Origin of the sequence: Lentzea waywayandensis (assembly GCF_900115955.1) — a bacterium.
In the GTDB taxonomy this organism is placed as follows: Bacteria; Actinomycetota; Actinomycetes; order Mycobacteriales; family Pseudonocardiaceae; genus Lentzea; species Lentzea waywayandensis.
In genome coordinates this window covers 442607-459513 of record NZ_FOYL01000001.1, presented here as the reverse complement: position 1 = coordinate 459513, position 16907 = coordinate 442607, and the positions used below count along the sequence as shown (strand labels likewise).

Here is a 16907-nt window from a genome sequence, read left to right as displayed (position 1 = left end):
GGAGAACCACTCGTTTGGATCAGTGGTTGTCCGGGGCCGGCGCGGAACTGTGGAAAACTGCCGGTCATGACGTCCGTTCCCGACCGGATCGCCGCCGAGCTGGAGAAGGAGATCCTCGAGCAGCGGCTGGACTCCGGCGCGCGCTACGCGTTGCGCACGGAGCTGATCGAGCGGTACGGCGTCAGCGCCAACGCCATGAACGAGGCGCTGCGCATCCTGCGGGAGCGCGGTGTCGTCGTCGTGAAGCCCGGTGTCCAGGGTGGAGTGTTCATCGCCCAGCCGCCGCCCCAGGTCAGGCTGGGCGTGATCGACCTGTGGTTCCGCGGGCTGCTGGTGGACGCCGTCGACCTGTTCGAGGCGCGTTCCCTGCTGGAGGACGGTTTCGCGGAGGTGGCGGCCGAGCGGGCGACCCCGGAGGACGCCCGCGACCTGGGCTGGGCGCTGGAGGAACTGCGCGACCGGCGCGACGACCCGCGGCTCTACCTCGAGGCCAACATGAGGCTGCACGCCGTGATCGCCCGCGCCGCCCGCGTTCCGGTGCTGGCGGCCATGTACGAGTCGATCGTCACGCTGCTGCGGGGCGCGCTGGTGCGGGCCGAGTTCGCGGTGGCCGACCCGGGCGAGGCGCTGGACCACAACATCGAGGTGCACGCACGGCTGATCAAGGCGATCACCTCGGGTGACCGCGAGCTGCTCGCTGCCGCGATCACCGACCACCGCACGGACCTCGTCCGCCTCACCGAGCCGTCGCGCTCACCCGGTCGGCCAGGAAGTCCTCCAGCAGCGCGGTGAACCGCTCCGCCTGTTCGATCTGGACCCAGTGCCCGCAGCGCGCGAACACGTGCAGCTGAGCCCTGTCGATCAGCTCGAGCAGGCGCAGCGAGGTGGCCATCGGGATCACGCGGTCGTCGCGTCCGTGCACGATCAACGCCTCGTGCGGCAGTGCCGCGATGACGTCGTCGGGCAGCGCGAGCGTTTCGACACCGCGCTGCCGGGGCTCGGGGAACATGCTCGCGAACGCCTCGTGCACGCCGGGACGGGTGGCCGCGTCGAGGCGCAGCCGGGCGAGGTCGTCGCTCACGGCGGAACCGTCGAAGGTGAACACCCGCAGGAGATCGCGCATCGCCTCCAGTGACGGCTCGAACCCCCACACGGCGTCGAGTCCGGGAGTGAGCTCGAAGGGCACGCCGACGCTGCCCATCAGCACCAGCCGGTCGACCCGTCCGGGAGCCGCGTCCGCCAGGCGCAGCGCGAGCGCGCCGCCGAAGCTGTTGCCCACCACCGACACCTTCGGCACGTCCAGCGCGTCCAGGAACCCGATCAGGTGGTCGAGCCACACCTGCGGGCTGTAGGCGAGGTGCGCCGGCCTTGCCGTGTAGCCGAAGCCGACGACGTCCGGCGCGAGGACCCGGTGCCGTTCGGACAGCCGGGGCAGCACCGTTCGCCAGTTCGCCCAGGCCGAGACGCCGGGACCGGAGCCGTGGATCAGCAGCACGGGCGGCCCGTCGCCGAGGTCGTGGTAGTTCGTCGCGACGCCGCAGACGTCGACGCTCCGGCCGATCTCCTCGTTGGTCTCACGCATGGCCGGATAGTTGCATAACTTTCAGGAACAATCTAGCTCGTTCAAACTTGAACTAACGCCCAAAGTGCGCCTATGCTGCTGACGAGCTGGAAACATTGCGGAAGTTTTCGAAACTTTGCCGGAAGGCCGGTCATGCTCGTCGTCACGGTGGTTCCCCAGGACGTCCAGGTGAGGGCGCGGGCGGGTGAGTCGGTGGTCGACGCGCTGCGCCGCCACGGCTGGCGCAGCCCGTACCGGTGCCGGCGTGGTGGCTGCGGAGCATGTCGCGCCCGGCTGCTCTCCGGGCGGATCCGCTATCCGCTGCCGGTGGCCGAATCCGTGCTCACCCCGGCGGAGCAGGCGGCCGGACAGTGCCTGCCCTGCCGCGCCGTCCCCGTCACCGACGTGGTGCTCGACATCGGCCCGCACCCGCTCCGCGCGGTGCTGGCCAGCACTCCCTCTCCCGATCCCCGTCCGCAGGAAGGACTGTGACCATGGCGGTCATCAGACTCGGCTACGTGCACGTCCGTGTCACCGATCTGGCCCAGGCCCGGCAGCACTACCAGGAGACGCTGGGCATGGACGCCGTCCACGAGGAGGACGGCAGGGTCTACCTCAAGTCGTGGGACGAGGACGACCACCACTCCGTCGTGCTCGAGGAAGGCGGGGTCGGGCTGGTCAAGTTCGGCTACAAGGTCACCGCGGACGGCGCGCTGGACGCGATCGAGTCGAAGGCGCGGTCGTTCGGCGCCACCTGCGAGCGGATGTCCAAGGGGGACAACGTCGGCGTCGGCGACGGCCTGCGCGTCACGCTGCCGTCCGAACACGTGCTGGAGCTCTACTCCGACGTGGACTACCTGGGCACGAGGGTCGGCAAGCTCAACCCCGACCCGTGGCCCCGCGACCTGCGCGGCATCGGCGTGCCCCGGATCAACCACGCCCTGATCACCACCGAGGACCCGGCCCTGCTGGAGCGGTTCTTCTCCGACGTGCTGGCCTTCCGCCCGTCCGAGCGGCTGGTCGCGAGCCACGAGGACTCCGACCTCGTCGGGTCGTGGATGTCCTGCGGCGACCAGCCGCACGACATCGCGTTCGTCAAGGGCGCCAACGGAAAGCTCCACCACTTCGCCTACGAGATCGACGACTGGAGCGCGTTGCTGCGGGCGGGCGACGTCATGTCGATGGACGACGTGCCGATCGACTTCGGGCCCGCCCGCCACGGCATCACCCGCGGCGGCACCATCTACTTCTTCGACCCGTCCGGCAACCGCAACGAGGTCTTCTCCGGCGGGTACCGCACCGGCCCGGACTTCCGCCCCATCACTTGGACGATGGACCAGGCCGCGCGCGGCATCAACTACACCCACCGCGAGATCGACCAGGAGTTCCTCCAGGTCGTCACCTGACGTCAGTGCCGGCCGGCACCGCTGTCCGCCAGCACGCGCACGGCCTCGTCGACCGCCGCGCACCGTGCGCGTCGCACGGCCTCCGACACCGGCCGCAGCGCCTCGGTGCGCGCGGTCATCGCCGACGCCGACATCGCGCCGCCGGGGGAGTCGGAGCTCGCCACGGACACGATCGCGGCCACTTCGGCGGCCCGTTGCAGCACCCGCAGCGAACGGGGCGGCATCGCGTCCGGCCACGGCAGCGCCGAGTTCTCGGCCGCCAGGTCGGTGATCTCCTTGCGGACGTTCGGGCGGTGCTTGGCCACGTCGAGCGACGCCAGGGCCGCCGTCGCCTCGCGCAGCGCCGCGCCCAGGCCGTGCTCGGCCTCGCCGATCGGGATGTGCTCCAGGCCGTTGGACGACGGCAGGTCGAACACCGTCCAGCGCATCACACCGTCCGCCACGATCTTCGGCACGAGCCCGATGTGCACGGACGGCACCACGAGGGCCTCGCCGGACCGCAGCGCGCACGTCGAGAGCGGGCCCTTGCCGCCCAGACCTCGTACGTCGCCCGGCACTGGCAGCACCAGCCGGGCGGAGGTCGCGCCCGCGCGCCGCAGAGCGGCCAGCAGCAGAGCGGGCCCCACGGGGGCCTCGTCGGGACCGGGGAGGTCGAGCGCCGTGGCGGTGCCGTCGTCGTCGGCCACCACCTCGTGCTGCTCGGCCCACATGTGCAGGGCGTCGAGGACGTCGTCGGCGGCGGCTAGACCGTGCAGCCATCCCGACGTCCACACGACCAGCGTGGCACTTGCACAGGACACCCGACGAGATTACGTGGCCCAGCCCCAAGAGCCCCACCCGGTGTGCCCGATCCGAGACGACTAATTGGCCGGACCGATGTGCTTCTCGAGGAGAGTGCGGAACGACGCGGTGTCCTCATCGGACGCGAAAGCCCGGTGCGGCACGGAAAGCGACGCCGCGCCCTCGTCGAGCGTCTCCAGCAGGAAACCCTGCTTCGTCTCGGTCCAGCCCGGCAGTTCCGCCCAGGCGATCTCCTCGCGCACCGCGACGCCCACGGCCATCCGGAACGACTGGTGGTCGGCGCTGCCCACCACGGTCTGGCTGATCATCTCGTCGGACGAGAAGCGCCACCACACCGCGATCGGCTCCAGGAACGCGACGACCAGCGCACAGACCAGGCCGAAGACCGCCACGACGATCGAGCCGTCGTCGAGGGCGAACAACTGCACCAGCGAGATCACCGCGAACGCGAGCGCGAACCACGGCGCCCATCTGAACATCGGCACCATCGCGCGCAGGCTCGCCCGCCAGTCCGCCGGTGAAGGGGCCCATTTGAAAACAACGCTGTCACTCATATCGCCCCGCATTCTGGCGCACGAGCCCGGCCCGCGCCTGGAGTTGCTCCACATCGACGGGTCCCGATTCGGTGCGTAGCGTCGTCTGCGTGACCCAGAACCTGGCCCGCACGGCGGGCGAACTGCGCGCCGCCGGGCACCTGCCGCGCGGCGTCAAGACCGAGATCAGGGAGAACCTCCTCGCGGCCCTGCGCGAAGGACGCAACCCGTGGCCCGGCATCGTCGGTTTCGACCGCACGGTGCTCCCGCAGCTCGAACGCGCGCTGCTGGCCGGCCACGACGTCGTCCTGCTCGGCGAACGCGGGCAGGGCAAGACCCGCCTGCTGCGCACCATCGTGTCGTTGCTCGACGAGTGGACGCCCGTCATCGAGGGCTCCGAGCTGGGCGAACACCCGCTCGACCCGATCACGCCGGAGTCGAAGAGGCGCGCCGCCGAGCTCGGCGACGACCTGCCGGTGGTGTGGCGGCATCGCGACGAGCGCTACGCCGAGAAGCTCGCGACCCCTGACACGTCCGTCGGTGACCTGGTCGGCGACGTCGACCCGGTGAAGGTCGCCGAGGGCCGTTCGCTCGGTGACCCGGAGACGATCCACTACGGCATGCTCCCGCGCGCCCACCGCGGCATCATCGCCATCAACGAACTTCCCGACCTGGCCGAACGCATCCAGGTCTCGCTGCTCAACGTCATGGAGGAGCGCGACATCCAGGTCCGCGGCTACACGCTGCGGCTGCCGCTGGACGTGCTGCTCGTGGCGACCGCGAACCCCGAGGACTACACGAACCGCGGCCGCATCATCACGCCTTTGAAGGACCGCTTCGGCGCCGAGGTGCGCACGCACTACCCGTTGGAGATCGACGCCGAGGTCGACCTGGTTCGCCAGGAGGCCGACCTCGTCGCCGAGGTGGGCGACCACCTGCTGGAGATCATCGCCCGGTTCGTCCGGAACCTGCGCGAGTCGTCGTCGATCGACCAGCGTTCCGGCGTCTCCGCCCGGTTCGCGGTCGCGGCGGCGGAGACCGTCGCGGCGTCGGCACTGCGCCGGTCCGCGCTGATCGGCGAGACCCCGGCCATCGCCCGCCCGGTCGACCTCGAGTCGGTGCCGGACGTGCTGCGCGGCAAGCTCGAGTTCGAGGCGGGGGAGGAGGGCCGCGAGGACGAGGTCCTGATCCACCTGCTGCGCCGCTCGATCGCCGACACCGCCCGCGCCCGCCTGGCCGGGCTGAACCTGCGCGCGCTGGCCGAGGTCGTCTCCGACGGCCACCCCGTCGCGACCGGCGACCGCGTGCACGCGGGCGACCTGCTCGCGGCGTTGCCGGAGCTCCCGATCCTGCACGAGGTGGCGGCACGCATGGGCGCGGGCCCGAAGGACCCCGTCGGCCGCATCGCCTCGGCCGTGGAACTGGCCCTGGAGTCGCTGTACCTGACTCGCCACCTGTCGAAGGACAACTCCTCCGACGACGACCGATCGGTGTACGGATGAGATACCGCTACGGACGCTGGGGCGGCGGCGCCGATCCGCTGGCGCCTCCGGTGGATCTCCGCGCGGCCGTGGACGAGCTCGGCCGCGAGATCATGGAGGGCGCCTCACCGTCGTCCGCCCTGCGCGAACTGCTGCGCCGTGGCGTCGACGGCACCCGCGGCCTCGACGACCTGACCTCACGCTTGTGGCAGCGCAGGTCCGCCATCCAGCGCCGGCACCGCCTGGACGGCACGCTGACCGAGGTCAAACAGTTGCTGGACAAGGCCGTCGAGGCCGAGCGGCGCGCGCTGTTCCCGGACCCGTCCGACGACGCGCGCTTCCGCGAGGCCCAGCTCGACGCCCTGCCGCCGGGCACCGCGGCGGCCGTGCAGGAGCTCTCCTCCTACGACTGGCGTTCGCAGGAGGCCCGCGAGGCGTTCGAGCAGATCCGCGACCTGCTCGGCCGCGAACTGCTGGACCAGCGCTTCCAGGGCATCAAGGAAGCCATGTCCAACGTGGACGCCGAGGACGTCAAGCGCATCCAGCGCATGCTCCGCGACCTCAACGCGTTGCTGGAGGCGCACGCGGCCGGCTCCCCGGACACGCCGCGCATGTTCGACGACTTCATGCGCAAGCACGGGGAGTTCTTCCCGGAGAAGCCCCGCAACGTCGACGAGCTCATCGACGCGCTGGCCGCTCGCTCGGCCGCCGCGCAACGCATGATGAACTCGATGACCGACGCTCAGCGCGCCGAGCTGTCCGCGTTGTCCCAGCAGGCCTTCGGTGGCATCGGCTCCTCTCTGTCCACCTTGGATTCTTTGTTGCAGCGGCTGCGGCCGGGTGAGGACTGGACGTCGTCGGCCCGCTTCCGCGGCCAGGACCCGCTGGGCCTGGGCGAGGGCGCGCAGGCCATGGCGGACCTCGCCGAGCTCGACGCCCTGGCCGAACAGCTCTCCCAGTCGTATCCGGGCGCACGCCTGGAGGACATCGACCTCGAAGCCCTGGAACGCCAGCTCGGCGAGTCGGCCTCGGTCGACGCCCGTCGTCTGGCGGAGCTGGAAAGGGCGCTGCGCCAGCAGAACATCGTGGAACGCGCCCCGGACGGCTCGTTGCGCCTGACGCCCAAAGCGTTGCGGCGCCTGGGCGAAACGGCCCTGCGCGGCGTCGTGGACCAGCTCCGTTCGTCGCAGGGCTCACGCGAGACCACGTCCGCCGGCGCGGCAGGTGAACTGATCGGCTCGACCAGACCCTGGCAGTTCGGCGACACCGAACCCTGGGACGTGCCACGAACCCTGCGCAACTCCGTGCTGCGCTCCGGCTCGATGTCCCTCGACGTCGTCGACCTGGAAGTGTCCGAAACCGAACACCGCACCCGTGCGGCTGTTGCGTTGTGCGTGGACACCTCCTGGTCGATGGTGCAAGACGGCCGTTGGGTGCCGATGAAACGCACGGCTCTCGCCCTGCATCACCTCGTGCGCACCCGTTTCCGGACGGACGCTCTGCAACTGGTGACCTTCGGGCGTTACGCCGAGACCGTGGACATCGGCCAGTTGACCGCGCTGGAAGGCGTGTGGGAGCAGGGCACGAACCTGCACCACGCTCTGTTGCTGGCCGGTCGCCACGTGCGTCGTCATCCCGACGCACAGCCCGTGGTGCTGGTCGTGACCGATGGTGAGCCCACGGCACACCTGGAGCCCGAGGGAGACGCGGAGTTCAACTACCCGCCGCTGCCCCGGACCCTGGCCAAGACCTTGAACGAGGTCGACGCGCTGGCTCGGCTCGGCGCGACGATCTCGGTGTTCAAGCTGGGCGACGATCCTCGGCTGGCGGCGTTCGTCGACATCGTGGCTCGGCGTGGCGGTGGGCGCGTGGTGTCGGCGGACGAGGAAGGTCTCGGGGCCGCCGTGGTCAGCGACTACCTGAGGTCTCGGCGCCGGCGTCGTTGATGGTGCGTCGGTTCCTCCTTGCCGTTGTGCTCAGTGGCGTGCCTTCGACCGTGCACGCTCTGGTGGCGGGTGACGACCTGTTGCGCGCCACTCGGGCTGCCGGGTCGTTGGCCGGCGGTGGGGTTCGTTCCGGCGTTGTGGTGCACCTTGCCGTGTCCGCGTTCTGGGCGTTCGTGCTGACACGGCTTCGGGTGCGTGGCGTGGTCGGTGGGGCGGCGGCCGGGTTGGTGATCGCCGCTCTCGACCTGGAGGTCATCGGGCGGCACAACACGCAGATCCGGGCTCTGCCCAGGGTTCCGCAGTGGCTGGACCACGTGGCGTTCGGCGTGCTCGTCGCCGCCCGGCTACCCCGTTCAACTCGGGTGGACGGCCGCGAGGCGGGGTGAGCGACGGCGCATCTCGGCCTTGTCCTCCGCGGATCAGGAAGACCGCCGCCCACAGAGGGTCGAGGTAGGAGGCGTCCACCAGCCGCCACAGCGCCTGATGGGGCGCCACGATCTCGGACGGTGGCCGGGTGGTGAGCGGCGCCGTGGCGTTCGCGGCCACCGGTGGACAGGTGGCGAGGCGCGCGGTGGCGTTCGCGCCCACCTCACAGCACGTCGTGGTGCCGGTGCGGGCTGACTCGATCAGGCGCCAGAAGCCGTCACGACTCGTAGAGCGCGGTGAGGCGGGGCAGCCGGGTGGCCAGTTCGGCGCTGTCGTCGAAGTCGAAGTCCCAGTCCGGGTCGAGATCGGGGTAGCGGATCCGGAAGGCGTCCTGCGGTAACTGCATGCCGGTGGCCTTGATGTGGGCGTTCCAGGCGATGGACAGGGCCGACTCGCACTCGAACTCCATGCCGGACTCGGCGGCTTCCACGACCGCCGGCAGGGACGCCAGCGAGTCCGGGGAGGCGACGGCGGCGCTGTAGGTCTCTTCGCCCTGGGTGAGGAGCCAGCCGCGGAAGTAGTCGAAGCCGTCGTCCGAGCAGCCGCCGTTCATCAGGTAGGCCGCCGCCCACAGCGGGTTCTGGTACGACGCGGCCAGCAGGTCCCACAGGACTTGCTGCGTCGCCACGATCTCGGCGGGCGGACGGGCGGCCAGCAGGGTCGAGGCGGCGGCGGCCACCGCGTCGCCGTCGGAGGGGTCGGAGACGCTCGCGCGGGCGTCGGCGATGAGCTTCCAGAAGGTGTTCGGGTCCACGTCAGAAAGCTTGACAGAGGGGTCTGACAATTTTTGGCGCCTGACTTACGAGCCTGGACGTTCTAGGTTGGGGAGATGATCAGGACTCTGTTTCGTTCGCTCGAACCCGTGCACGGAATGATCTACTTCGCCCCCGAGGCGGACTCCCGGTACGCGAGTGCCGGGCTCGACCGGCCCGGCGGGTACTTCGCGTCACGGGCGGCGGCGCTGGGGGCGGTCGGTGCCGAGGTCGTGATCGCGACGTTCTACAACTTCAACCCCGCGATCGTGCGGGCGCGCATTCCCCAGGTGTGGGAGAAGGTCACGCCGCAGCGCATGCTCGAACTGCGCTGGGAGGCGGCGGACGAGGCGCTCGGGAAGGTCCTGCCGGACGATCTGAAGGAGATCACCGAGCTGGCGAAACGCGCTGCCGAGCGGTCGAAGGAGATGCTGAGCGGCCGCCCGTTGTTCGCCGCGCACGCGCGTCTGCCGTGGCCGGACGAGCCCCGTCTGCAGCTGTTCCACGCCCAGACGTTGTTGCGTGAGTTCCGCGGCGACGGGCATCTCGCGGCTCTGCTCCGGCACGGCATCACCGGCATCGAGGCGTTGGTGCTGCACGCCGCGACGGGCGACTACCCGGCCGAGGTGTTGCGCAAGACGCGTGCGTGGTCCGAGGAGCAGTGGGCGGCGACGGTGGCGGACCTGCAACAGCGTGGGCTCGTCGGCGAGGACCAGCTCCTCACCGACAAGGGGCGCGAGCTGCGGAACGGCATCGAGGACGACACGGACCGCATGGCCGCATACGCCTACGACGTCCTGTCGGACCAGGAGAAGCAGCGGTTCGTCGAACTCGCGGCGCCGCTGAGCAAGGCGGTCGTCGAGGGCGGCCTCCTTCCCGGCCGCCGCTAGGCCGCGACTGTCGCGGACGAGACTTGCGGGACCCGGCCTAGTCGGTCCCGTCGCGGTCGGTGGACGCGAGCGCCTTCTCGGTGGCCTCGTCCTTGCCCGCCCGGTGCTTTCCGGGATGGGTCAGCGAGAAGTGCGCCTCGTCCCGCATCCGCTCGACCATGTGCGGGTAGTGCAGCTCGAACGCCGGACGCTCCGAGCGGATCCTCGGCAGCTCCTTGAAGTTGTGCCGCGGCGGGGGCGACGTCGTGGCCCACTCCAGCGAGTTGCCGTAGCCCCACGGGTCGTCGTGCGGGGCCGGGTCGCCGTAGCGGTAGGAGCGGAAGACGTTCCACACGAACGGAAGCACGGACGCGCCGAGCAGGAACGAGCCGATCGTGGAGATCGTGTTCAGGGTCGTGAAGCCGTCCGAGGCGAGGTAGTCGGCGTACCGGCGCGGCATGCCCTCGTTGCCCAGCCAGTGCTGCACGAGGAACGTCGCGTGGAACCCGAGGAACGTCGTCCAGAAGTGCAGCTTGCCCAGCGGTTCGTTGAGCATCCGCCCGGTCATCTTCGGGAACCAGAAGTAGATGCCCGCGTAGGTGGCGAACACGATCGTGCCGAACAGCACGTAGTGGAAGTGCGCCACCACGAAGTACGTGTCGGACACGTGGAAGTCGACGGCCGGCGCCGCGAGCAGGATGCCCGTCAGGCCGCCGAACAGGAACGTCACGAGGAAGCCGATCGAGAACAGCATCGGCGTCTCGAACGTCAGCTGTCCCTTCCACATCGTGCCGATCCAGTTGAAGAACTTGATGCCGGTCGGCACCGCGATCAGGAACGTCATCAGCGAGAAGAACGGCAGCAGCACCGCACCGGTCGCGTACATGTGGTGCGCCCACACGGCCACGGACAGCATCGCGATCGCCAGCGTCGCGAACACCAGGCCCTTGTAGCCGAACAACGGTTTGCGGCTGAACACCGGGAAGATCTCCGTCACGATCCCGAAGAACGGCAACGCGACGATGTACACCTCGGGATGGCCGAAGAACCAGAACAGGTGCTGCCACAGGATCACGCCGCCGTTGGCCGGGTCGAACACGTGCGCCCCGAGGTGCCGGTCCGCGGCCAGGCCCATCAACGCGGCCGTGAGGATCGGGAACGCCAGCAGGATCAGTATGGACGTCACCAGGATGTTCCAGGTGAACACCGGCATCCGGAACATCGTCATGCCGGGCGCCCGCAGGCACACCACCGTGGTCGTCATGTTGACCGCGCCGAGGATCGTGCCGAGGCCGGACACCGCGAGGCCCATGATCCACAGGTCCGCGCCGACACCCGGTGAGTGGACCACCGAGGACAGCGGCGTGTAGGCGAACCAGCCGAAGTCCGCGGCGCCGCCCGGCGTCACGAACCCGGCGAGCACGGTGATGCCGCCGAACAGGTACAGCCAGTACGAGAAGGCGTTCAGCCGCGGGAACGCGACGTCCGGCGAGCCGATCTGCAACGGCAGGATGTAGTTCGCGAACCCGAACAGGATCGGCGTCGCGTACAGCAGCAGCATGATCGTGCCGTGCATGGTGAACAGCTGGTTGAACTGCTCGTTCGACAGGTACTGCAGGCCCGGCCGCGCCAGTTCGCCGCGCATCAGCAGCGCCATCACGCCGCCGATCATGAAGAACGCGAACGACGTGGTCAGGTACATGATCCCGATCTGCTTGGGATCTGTCGTCTTGAACAGCGAGAGGAAGTACGAACCCTTCGGCCGTGCACGCGCCGCCCCCGGATGGGGCACCACAGGCGTGGGCTTGATCGTGGTCATCGCGCCTCCTCCGTGCCAGACGTGAATCGTCCTCCCGGTCAGACCGGGGGGCAATCCATGACGAGCACCGCACTGGTCACCGGGACCACCGGAGCGCCGGTCGAAATGCCGCTGACCTGCACGTAGTAGGCGCCGGGGGCCAATTCATCGAATTTGATCGTCATCCTCTCGGAGATCGCCGGACTGCGCGATTCGACCTGTTTGCCGTTCTCGTCGAGCAACGCGATCTTCAACGCCCGCGCCGCCGTGTCCTTCAGCTCGACGGTGACCTCCAGGTCCTCCCCGATCAGCACGAGGTCGGGCACGGTGACCTGAGGCTCCGTCGCGGTCACGTTGCGCGGGACGACGGCCTTCGCGGTCAGGAACGACTCCACCGCGTCCAGTACGGCGGCGTTGTCCTGCAACGACGTGTGCTGCTCCGTCACGCGGTGCAGCGTGTTCGACGACAACGCCAGCCCCCGCCGTGCGCCGCCGACCATGGGCACGGTCGCATCGCCGTACAGGTCCTCACCCTCGTACGTCCGGTAGCAGGTGACTTTGCCGTCGGCGATACGCGCGGTGGTGGCCGTGGGCTGCTTACCGCCGAGGATCGCGTACGTCTGATCAGCGAACGAGTCGGTCAACGCGCCGTGGAACGCCATCGCGTCCTCGACCATCTTCGTGTCGAGCTCGGGCAACGACGTCTCAGTCGTCTTGAGCAGGCCACCAGGCGACTCGATGCACGCGTACTCGGGCAGCAGCTGGTGCAGCGACGGCATCGACCGCGCGAACTCCGTCAGGTCGATCGCCAACGGCCCGAGCCCCTTGCGCACGCCGTTGACCAGCTGGTCCAACGCGGCGGCGGCCCCGCGATACGGCGTGCCCATCGTGATCAGCTTGTCCGTGCGCTCGGCCATCCCGCACTGTTCGACGCACCACCGCGCCACCAGCCCGCCCATCGAGTGGCACACGAAGCTGACCTTGGCGTCCGGCCCGATCCGGTCCAGCGCCTCGTCCACCCGCCGGGCGAGCAACGCGCCGTTGTAGCGGTTCGACAGTCGCCAGTCGTAGGCGAAGAGCAGCAGGTTGCCCTTCTCGACGGTGTAGCCGAGCGAGTTCATCCGGCGCGTCACCCGGTCGTAGCCCTTCAACGGCGTCCAGATGCCGGGGATGACGTGCAGGTCCGACATCAACGCCACGGGCTCGACGCCGTCCCCGGGATGCTCGTCGCCGATGCCCGCCGGCAGCTTCAACCGTCCCAGGCTGCGGCCGAGCGTGAGCACCGCGCGCAAAGCGGCCCTGCCGGACACCTCCCAGACCATGCCGTCCGCGTTGCGCAGCGTGCTGCCGAGAATGCCGGGCAGAACCACCACCAGATCGGTCATCAGGTCTCCTCGGCGAGCTTGCGGATGAGGGAGAGCAACGCGAGGTTCGCGGGCACCAGGTAGGTCAGCTCGTGGATCCACACCAGACGCTGTTCCGCCGCGGGCAACGCCAGACGTTCGTCACCGGCCCGAGCGCGCGCGACCGCCTTGTACAGCGCCGCTAACGCGTGCGGCTCCAACGCCGTCACGGCCTGGGTCAACGCCTGCGGTGACGCACCGGCGGCGAGCCCCCGCAGGATCTCGATCACGCGCGAAGGGTCTTCCACGGCGTCCAGCACGAGGTCGAGCACGTCGGCGTCCTCGTCGGCCAGCAGCAGCAACGCGTGCACGGGCCGGTTGTCGCGGACGTTCTTCAGCACTTCCTTGTCCAGCAACTCCTCCCGCCGCGTGGCGAGGAGTTCGCGACGGCGCGCGGGCGTGGCGTCCATGAACTCGTCCGCGAGACTCGCGAGCAGCCACGGGCGATAGGCGAGCGCGACGCCCTGCTGCTGCGCGGTCGTGCGGCGCGACTGGATGACCTGCGCCTCGATCAGGCTCGTCCCGTACAACGCCTCCGTGACCGCGACATCGGCGTCGGTCGACAACAACTCGGGGTGTGAGACCAGGAGCGCGCGCTCCTCGGCGTACGAACGCGCGAACACCCACGCGCGGGCAGTCCTGAGCAACGCACGGTCGACCGTCAGCCAGTCCGGTGTGGAGTCCCACGGCCACGGGCCGGAGTCGTAGTGGCGGCGGGCGATGTCGTGCACGTCGTGGATCGCCTGGCGCGACTGGCCGACGTGCGTGAGCGCCTGGCACAGCCACTTCGCCGCAGCCGGATCACCGGCTCTCGTGGCAGCCGCCCGCAGCATCAGCAACGTGGCGAGGTGCGGGCCGTTGAACCGCGCGATCACCCGTTGCCAGGTCTCCTCGACGATCTCGGGCTGCTTGAGCCCCGCGCAGAGGGTGTCGAGCGTGAACAACGCGGCGGCCAGCGTCGAGAGCCGGTCGGTGTTCTCCGGCAGCAGGCAGACCTCGACGGTGCGCAGACCGGTGGCCAGCGCCTCCCTGGGCTTGTCCGCGTCACGCTGGCGGCGCATCAGGTTGTGCAGCGCCTGGGCGTGGATCCGCGAGCCGTCGGCGAGGTCGGCGGCCTGGCGGGCCGTGTTCATGGCCGCGTCCGTGCGACCGACCATGCTGTACGCGACGCTCAGGCTCAGCGCCGCGTCGGCGAGTTGCGGCCGGAACGCGGCGTGCCTGCCGAGCGTGTCGCTGATCTCCGCTGCCTGCCGGGTCATGCCGTCGGCGTCGGACAGCCTGCCCAGCGCGAGGTAGTCGCGGCTCAGCTCGACCAGGGCGCTCACCAGGTCCGCGTAGTACACCCGGTTCGTCTGCGCGAGCTGGTAGTACAGCTCGCGCGCCTGCTTCGACCGTTGCATGGCCTCATAGCGCAGGCCGGAGTCGCTGCACCGTGCGGCGAGACACGTCATCGCGCGCGCAAGCGGTGCATGGGTTTCAACGGCCGCGACGGCGTCACGAGCCGTGGACAGCGCCTCCCGCCTACGTCCCAGCATCGCGTAGACCTCGCTCAGGTCCACCAACGCGCCACTGAGGTGCGCCGCGTACGTCGGATTGTCACCGTCGTGGGTCGTCGTCTTCGCGATGCGTTGCGCGAGCCGTTTGTGCGTAAGGCTTTCGGCTGTCGTCGGTGTCGACGCCACCAGCTCGCGGTAACGCACGGCCGCCTCTTCGGCGGGCGCGACGGCCTGCTGGAGGCGTCCGGCGTCGCGGAACCGCCGGCCGAGCTTGTTCAGCACGAAAGCCAGGTCCGCCAGGTACATCCGCAGTGTCGGTACGAGTGCGCGGAAGTGCTCGGCGGCTTCCTCCAACGGTGCGATGGCCTCGTCGCCGCGACCCCAGTGCATCAGCTCGTTCGCCGCCGTCGTGGCCGCGAGAGCGATGTCCGGCAACAACATCCGGTTCATCCCAGCGAGATCGCGCAACCCGTCCAACGCCTGCGTGCCCGCGTGCCCGCAGTGCCGCCACGCGTACTTCCACAGGTAGCCCGGCACGTTCGGCGGTACGCCGGCCTCCATGCGCTGCCGGTACAGCCGGATCAACGCGCAGGCCACCTTCTCCGCGCCCGGCGCGAACACCACGTCCCGGCTCGGCGCGAACTGCGGCCGCAGGTGGTCCGCGAACGTCTGGTGCGTCAGCTTGAAGACCGCTGTGCCTTCCTCACCGTCCTGCACGACGTGACGGCCCAGTTCGGTGAGCACGGCGGTGATGTCGTCACGGGTGAACTCCTCGCCGGACAACGCCTGCGCGACCGCCATCCACTCGGCCTCGGGGAATCCCGCGCCGTAGCTCCACGTCAACGCGGTCAGCAGCGCACGGGCCGAGGGCACCTTCGCGAGTTCACGGTCGAACGCCGCCTCCAGCGAGAGCTTGAGGTCGCCACCGCCGTCGGCCAGCACCTGGTCGGTGATCATCCACGCGGTCAGGAACGGCAGCTTCGCCAGCTCGTCCACAGTGGACTGCGCAGCGCCGGATCCCAGGCGGGCCAGTACGTACTCGCGCACGTCGGTCTCGCTGCCCGCGTCGTCGAGGTCGAGCACCTCGACCGGCGACAGCTCGGTCAGCAGGGGAGCGCCACCCGCGACCCGGTGCGCCTGCCGCGTCGAGACGATCACGACGGCGTAGCCCGCGAGCTTGGTCAGCAGCGAGGTGGCGATCGAGAACGACTCGCCGCGCGCCTCGTCCAGGCCGTCGACCACCAGCACCGGCGGTGTGGTCAACGCGCTGACCACGCCCACCAGTTCGGCGGCACCCCGGCGCGGGCCGTCGGGTGCGGGGATCAGGCCCGCGGCGACGAGCTGGCGGCTGAGCAGGTCGGCGACGCGGTCGGCGTCCATCGCGCGGGCGTGCACGGCGGCGTCGACCGACTCGGGACCGGGGTCGGCGTGCCGGAACGACGGCCCGGTGGACAACAGGAGGTCGCGCTCGGCCGAGTTGGACAGGCTGACAACTCGGCCGACGACCGCGGACTTGCCCGTGCCCGGCGACCCGGTGACCACCCGCAGGCCGGCCGCCCCGGACTTCACCCAGCTCACGACCTTGTCGACCTGGGCGGTGCGGCCGGTGAACCACGACCGGTTGGTCGCGGAGTCACCACCGCGGGCCGCGAGCAGAAGGTGCTTCACGACCGTGTTCGCGGCGTAGAGAGGGTTCGGCAGCATCGGTTGTGCGGACCCGTACTGCATGAAGCGCGGCCGTTGGATGTCGCTGTCCCACGCGTTCAGCAGCGCCGTACCGACCGCGCCGCCGTCGACCAACGCGATGCGGTCGCTCCACCGCCGTGCGTCCTCATCGGCCGTGGGACCGGCACGCAGCAGCTTGCGCAGCTTTCCGCCGAACAGCCCGTCACGGGCCGTTTCGACGCTCGAACACGCCACCAGCACGCCCGCCCAGTGCACCTTGCCCGCCAGCAACTCCTCCTGGACGGCCGCGACCGTGCGCACGGCCTCGTCGAGCTGGGCACCGGAATAGCAGGCGTCGATGATGATGAGCACCTGGTGCGCACCCGACGCGGCACACCACAGCGCGAACTCGTGCAGCATGATCCCGTCGACCACGCCGTCGTTGTCCCTGGCCAGGAGCCTGAGATTGCCCGCGACGGGGATCGCGTGCCCGCTCCACAACGCCACCAGCGCGCCGCCGTCCTGCGGCTTGGTGCGCAGCGCTTTCATGTGCGCGCGGATGTCGGCCTCGGTGGGGTCGGCCAGCGGTTCGCCGTCGTAGCCCTTGAGCAGGGCGCGCAGCTCCCGCACGTCGCTCACGGCGTGCTGCAACGGCTGCACCAGCTCGTAGGAGCCGACGCCGATGCCGACGAACCTGCCTCTGACCCTCTCCTGCATGCCTCACTACCCCCTGCCCGGACGTCGTTCTGCGGCAGAAGGTGTTACTCCGG

14 protein-coding genes are annotated in these 16907 nt (G+C 69.9%); 7 read left to right on the top strand and 7 right to left on the bottom strand.

The genetic code is table 11. The features are described 5' to 3' along the window. Positions 1–66 precede the first annotated feature (66 nt). Positions 67–792 (top strand): FadR/GntR family transcriptional regulator, encoded by a 726-nt coding sequence (locus BM417_RS02080; protein ID WP_093588006.1) that lies wholly within the window; start codon positions 67–69, stop codon positions 790–792. Here BM417_RS02080 and BM417_RS02075 read toward each other — a convergent pair. After that, positions 737–1582: an alpha/beta fold hydrolase gene (locus BM417_RS02075; RefSeq protein WP_093588005.1), complete on the bottom strand. Its 846-nt coding sequence runs from the start codon at positions 1580–1582 to the stop codon at positions 737–739. The genes BM417_RS02080 and BM417_RS02075 overlap by 56 nt on opposite strands. Positions 1583–1714: 132 nt before the next feature. Between BM417_RS02075 and BM417_RS02070 the strand changes: the two genes are divergently transcribed. Beyond that, positions 1715–2053 carry a 2Fe-2S iron-sulfur cluster-binding protein gene (locus tag BM417_RS02070; protein ID WP_177320234.1) on the top strand — a complete coding sequence of 113 codons (339 nt, stop codon included), beginning with the start codon at positions 1715–1717 and terminating at the stop codon, positions 2051–2053. 2 nt (positions 2054–2055) lie between these two features. Next, positions 2056–2967, top strand: coding sequence for a catechol 2,3-dioxygenase (locus tag BM417_RS02065; RefSeq protein WP_093588003.1), 912 nt, complete (start codon positions 2056–2058; stop codon positions 2965–2967). A gap of 2 nt (positions 2968–2969) precedes the next feature. Here BM417_RS02065 and BM417_RS02060 read toward each other — a convergent pair whose 3' ends face one another. Both BM417_RS02060 and BM417_RS02055 read right to left on the bottom strand, forming a co-directional pair. Beyond that, positions 2970–3767 carry a hypothetical protein gene (locus BM417_RS02060; protein WP_093588002.1) on the bottom strand — a complete coding sequence of 266 codons (798 nt, stop codon included), beginning with the start codon at positions 3765–3767 and terminating at the stop codon, positions 2970–2972. Positions 3768–3827: 60 nt separating this feature from the next. Beyond that, entirely contained in the window at positions 3828–4256 is a 429-nt protein-coding gene (locus tag BM417_RS02055) for a YcxB family protein (protein ID WP_093588001.1), read from the bottom strand. A 155-nt stretch (positions 4257–4411) separates the two neighbouring features. Here BM417_RS02055 and BM417_RS02050 point away from each other — a divergent pair, with 155 nt between their 5' ends. Genes BM417_RS02050 through BM417_RS02040 form a run of 3 tightly spaced genes read left to right on the top strand, consistent with a single transcriptional unit; the run spans position 4412 to position 8114 of the window. Continuing rightward, complete coding sequence (locus BM417_RS02050; protein ID WP_093588000.1) at positions 4412–5803, top strand: sigma 54-interacting transcriptional regulator; 1392 nt, start codon at positions 4412–4414, stop codon at positions 5801–5803. Continuing rightward, positions 5800–7728 carry a vWA domain-containing protein gene (locus BM417_RS02045; protein WP_093587999.1) on the top strand — a complete coding sequence of 643 codons (1929 nt, stop codon included), beginning with the start codon at positions 5800–5802 and terminating at the stop codon, positions 7726–7728. The genes BM417_RS02050 and BM417_RS02045 overlap by 4 nt, the downstream gene beginning before the upstream one ends. A gap of 38 nt (positions 7729–7766) precedes the next feature. Further along, entirely contained in the window at positions 7767–8114 is a 348-nt protein-coding gene (locus BM417_RS02040) for a hypothetical protein (protein WP_245821622.1), read from the top strand. A 257-nt stretch (positions 8115–8371) separates the two neighbouring features. Here BM417_RS02040 and BM417_RS02035 read toward each other — a convergent pair whose 3' ends face one another. Continuing rightward, entirely contained in the window at positions 8372–8908 is a 537-nt protein-coding gene (locus tag BM417_RS02035; RefSeq protein WP_093587997.1) for a DUF4240 domain-containing protein, read from the bottom strand. 75 nt (positions 8909–8983) lie between these two features. On the opposite strand from BM417_RS02035, the gene BM417_RS02030 reads away from it, so the two are divergent. After that, positions 8984–9796 carry an SCO6745 family protein gene (locus BM417_RS02030; RefSeq protein ID WP_093587996.1) on the top strand — a complete coding sequence of 271 codons (813 nt, stop codon included), beginning with the start codon at positions 8984–8986 and terminating at the stop codon, positions 9794–9796. Positions 9797–9833: 37 nt separating this feature from the next. Here the strand turns inward: BM417_RS02030 and ctaD are convergent, their stop codons facing one another. From ctaD to BM417_RS02015, 3 genes are read right to left on the bottom strand one after another with little or no spacing between them, the layout of a single operon-like run. Next, entirely contained in the window at positions 9834–11594 is a 1761-nt protein-coding gene (gene ctaD, locus BM417_RS02025) for an aa3-type cytochrome oxidase subunit I (protein WP_093587995.1), read from the bottom strand. A 38-nt stretch (positions 11595–11632) separates the two neighbouring features. Next, positions 11633–12958, bottom strand: a complete 1326-nt coding sequence (locus tag BM417_RS02020; protein WP_093587994.1) for an esterase/lipase family protein — start codon at positions 12956–12958, stop codon at positions 11633–11635. Beyond that, the gene (locus tag BM417_RS02015) at positions 12958–16854 is read right to left on the bottom strand and encodes an AAA family ATPase (RefSeq protein ID WP_093587993.1); all 3897 of its coding nucleotides are present in this window, start codon (positions 16852–16854) and stop codon (positions 12958–12960) included. Before BM417_RS02015 ends, BM417_RS02020 begins: the two co-directional genes overlap by 1 nt. Between the last annotated feature and the right edge of the window lie 53 nt (positions 16855–16907).

What these genes read in the sequence shown, in the direction of transcription:
- BM417_RS02080 (WP_093588006.1), top strand. Translation starts at nt 67, where the DNA reads ATGACGTCCGTTCCCGACCGGATCGCCGCCGAGCTGGAGAAGGAGATC.
- BM417_RS02075 (WP_093588005.1), bottom strand. Translation starts at nt 1,582, where the DNA reads ATGCGTGAGACCAACGAGGAGATCGGCCGGAGCGTCGACGTCTGCGGC.
- BM417_RS02070 (WP_177320234.1), top strand. Translation starts at nt 1,715, where the DNA reads ATGCTCGTCGTCACGGTGGTTCCCCAGGACGTCCAGGTGAGGGCGCGG.
- BM417_RS02065 (WP_093588003.1), top strand. Translation starts at nt 2,056, where the DNA reads ATGGCGGTCATCAGACTCGGCTACGTGCACGTCCGTGTCACCGATCTG.
- BM417_RS02055 (WP_093588001.1), bottom strand. Translation starts at nt 4,256, where the DNA reads ATGGTGCCGATGTTCAGATGGGCGCCGTGGTTCGCGCTCGCGTTCGCG.
- BM417_RS02045 (WP_093587999.1), top strand. Translation starts at nt 5,800, where the DNA reads ATGAGATACCGCTACGGACGCTGGGGCGGCGGCGCCGATCCGCTGGCG.
- BM417_RS02030 (WP_093587996.1), top strand. Translation starts at nt 8,984, where the DNA reads ATGATCAGGACTCTGTTTCGTTCGCTCGAACCCGTGCACGGAATGATC.
- ctaD (WP_093587995.1), bottom strand. Translation starts at nt 11,594, where the DNA reads ATGACCACGATCAAGCCCACGCCTGTGGTGCCCCATCCGGGGGCGGCG.
- BM417_RS02020 (WP_093587994.1), bottom strand. Translation starts at nt 12,958, where the DNA reads ATGACCGATCTGGTGGTGGTTCTGCCCGGCATTCTCGGCAGCACGCTG.
- BM417_RS02015 (WP_093587993.1), bottom strand. Translation starts at nt 16,854, where the DNA reads ATGCAGGAGAGGGTCAGAGGCAGGTTCGTCGGCATCGGCGTCGGCTCC.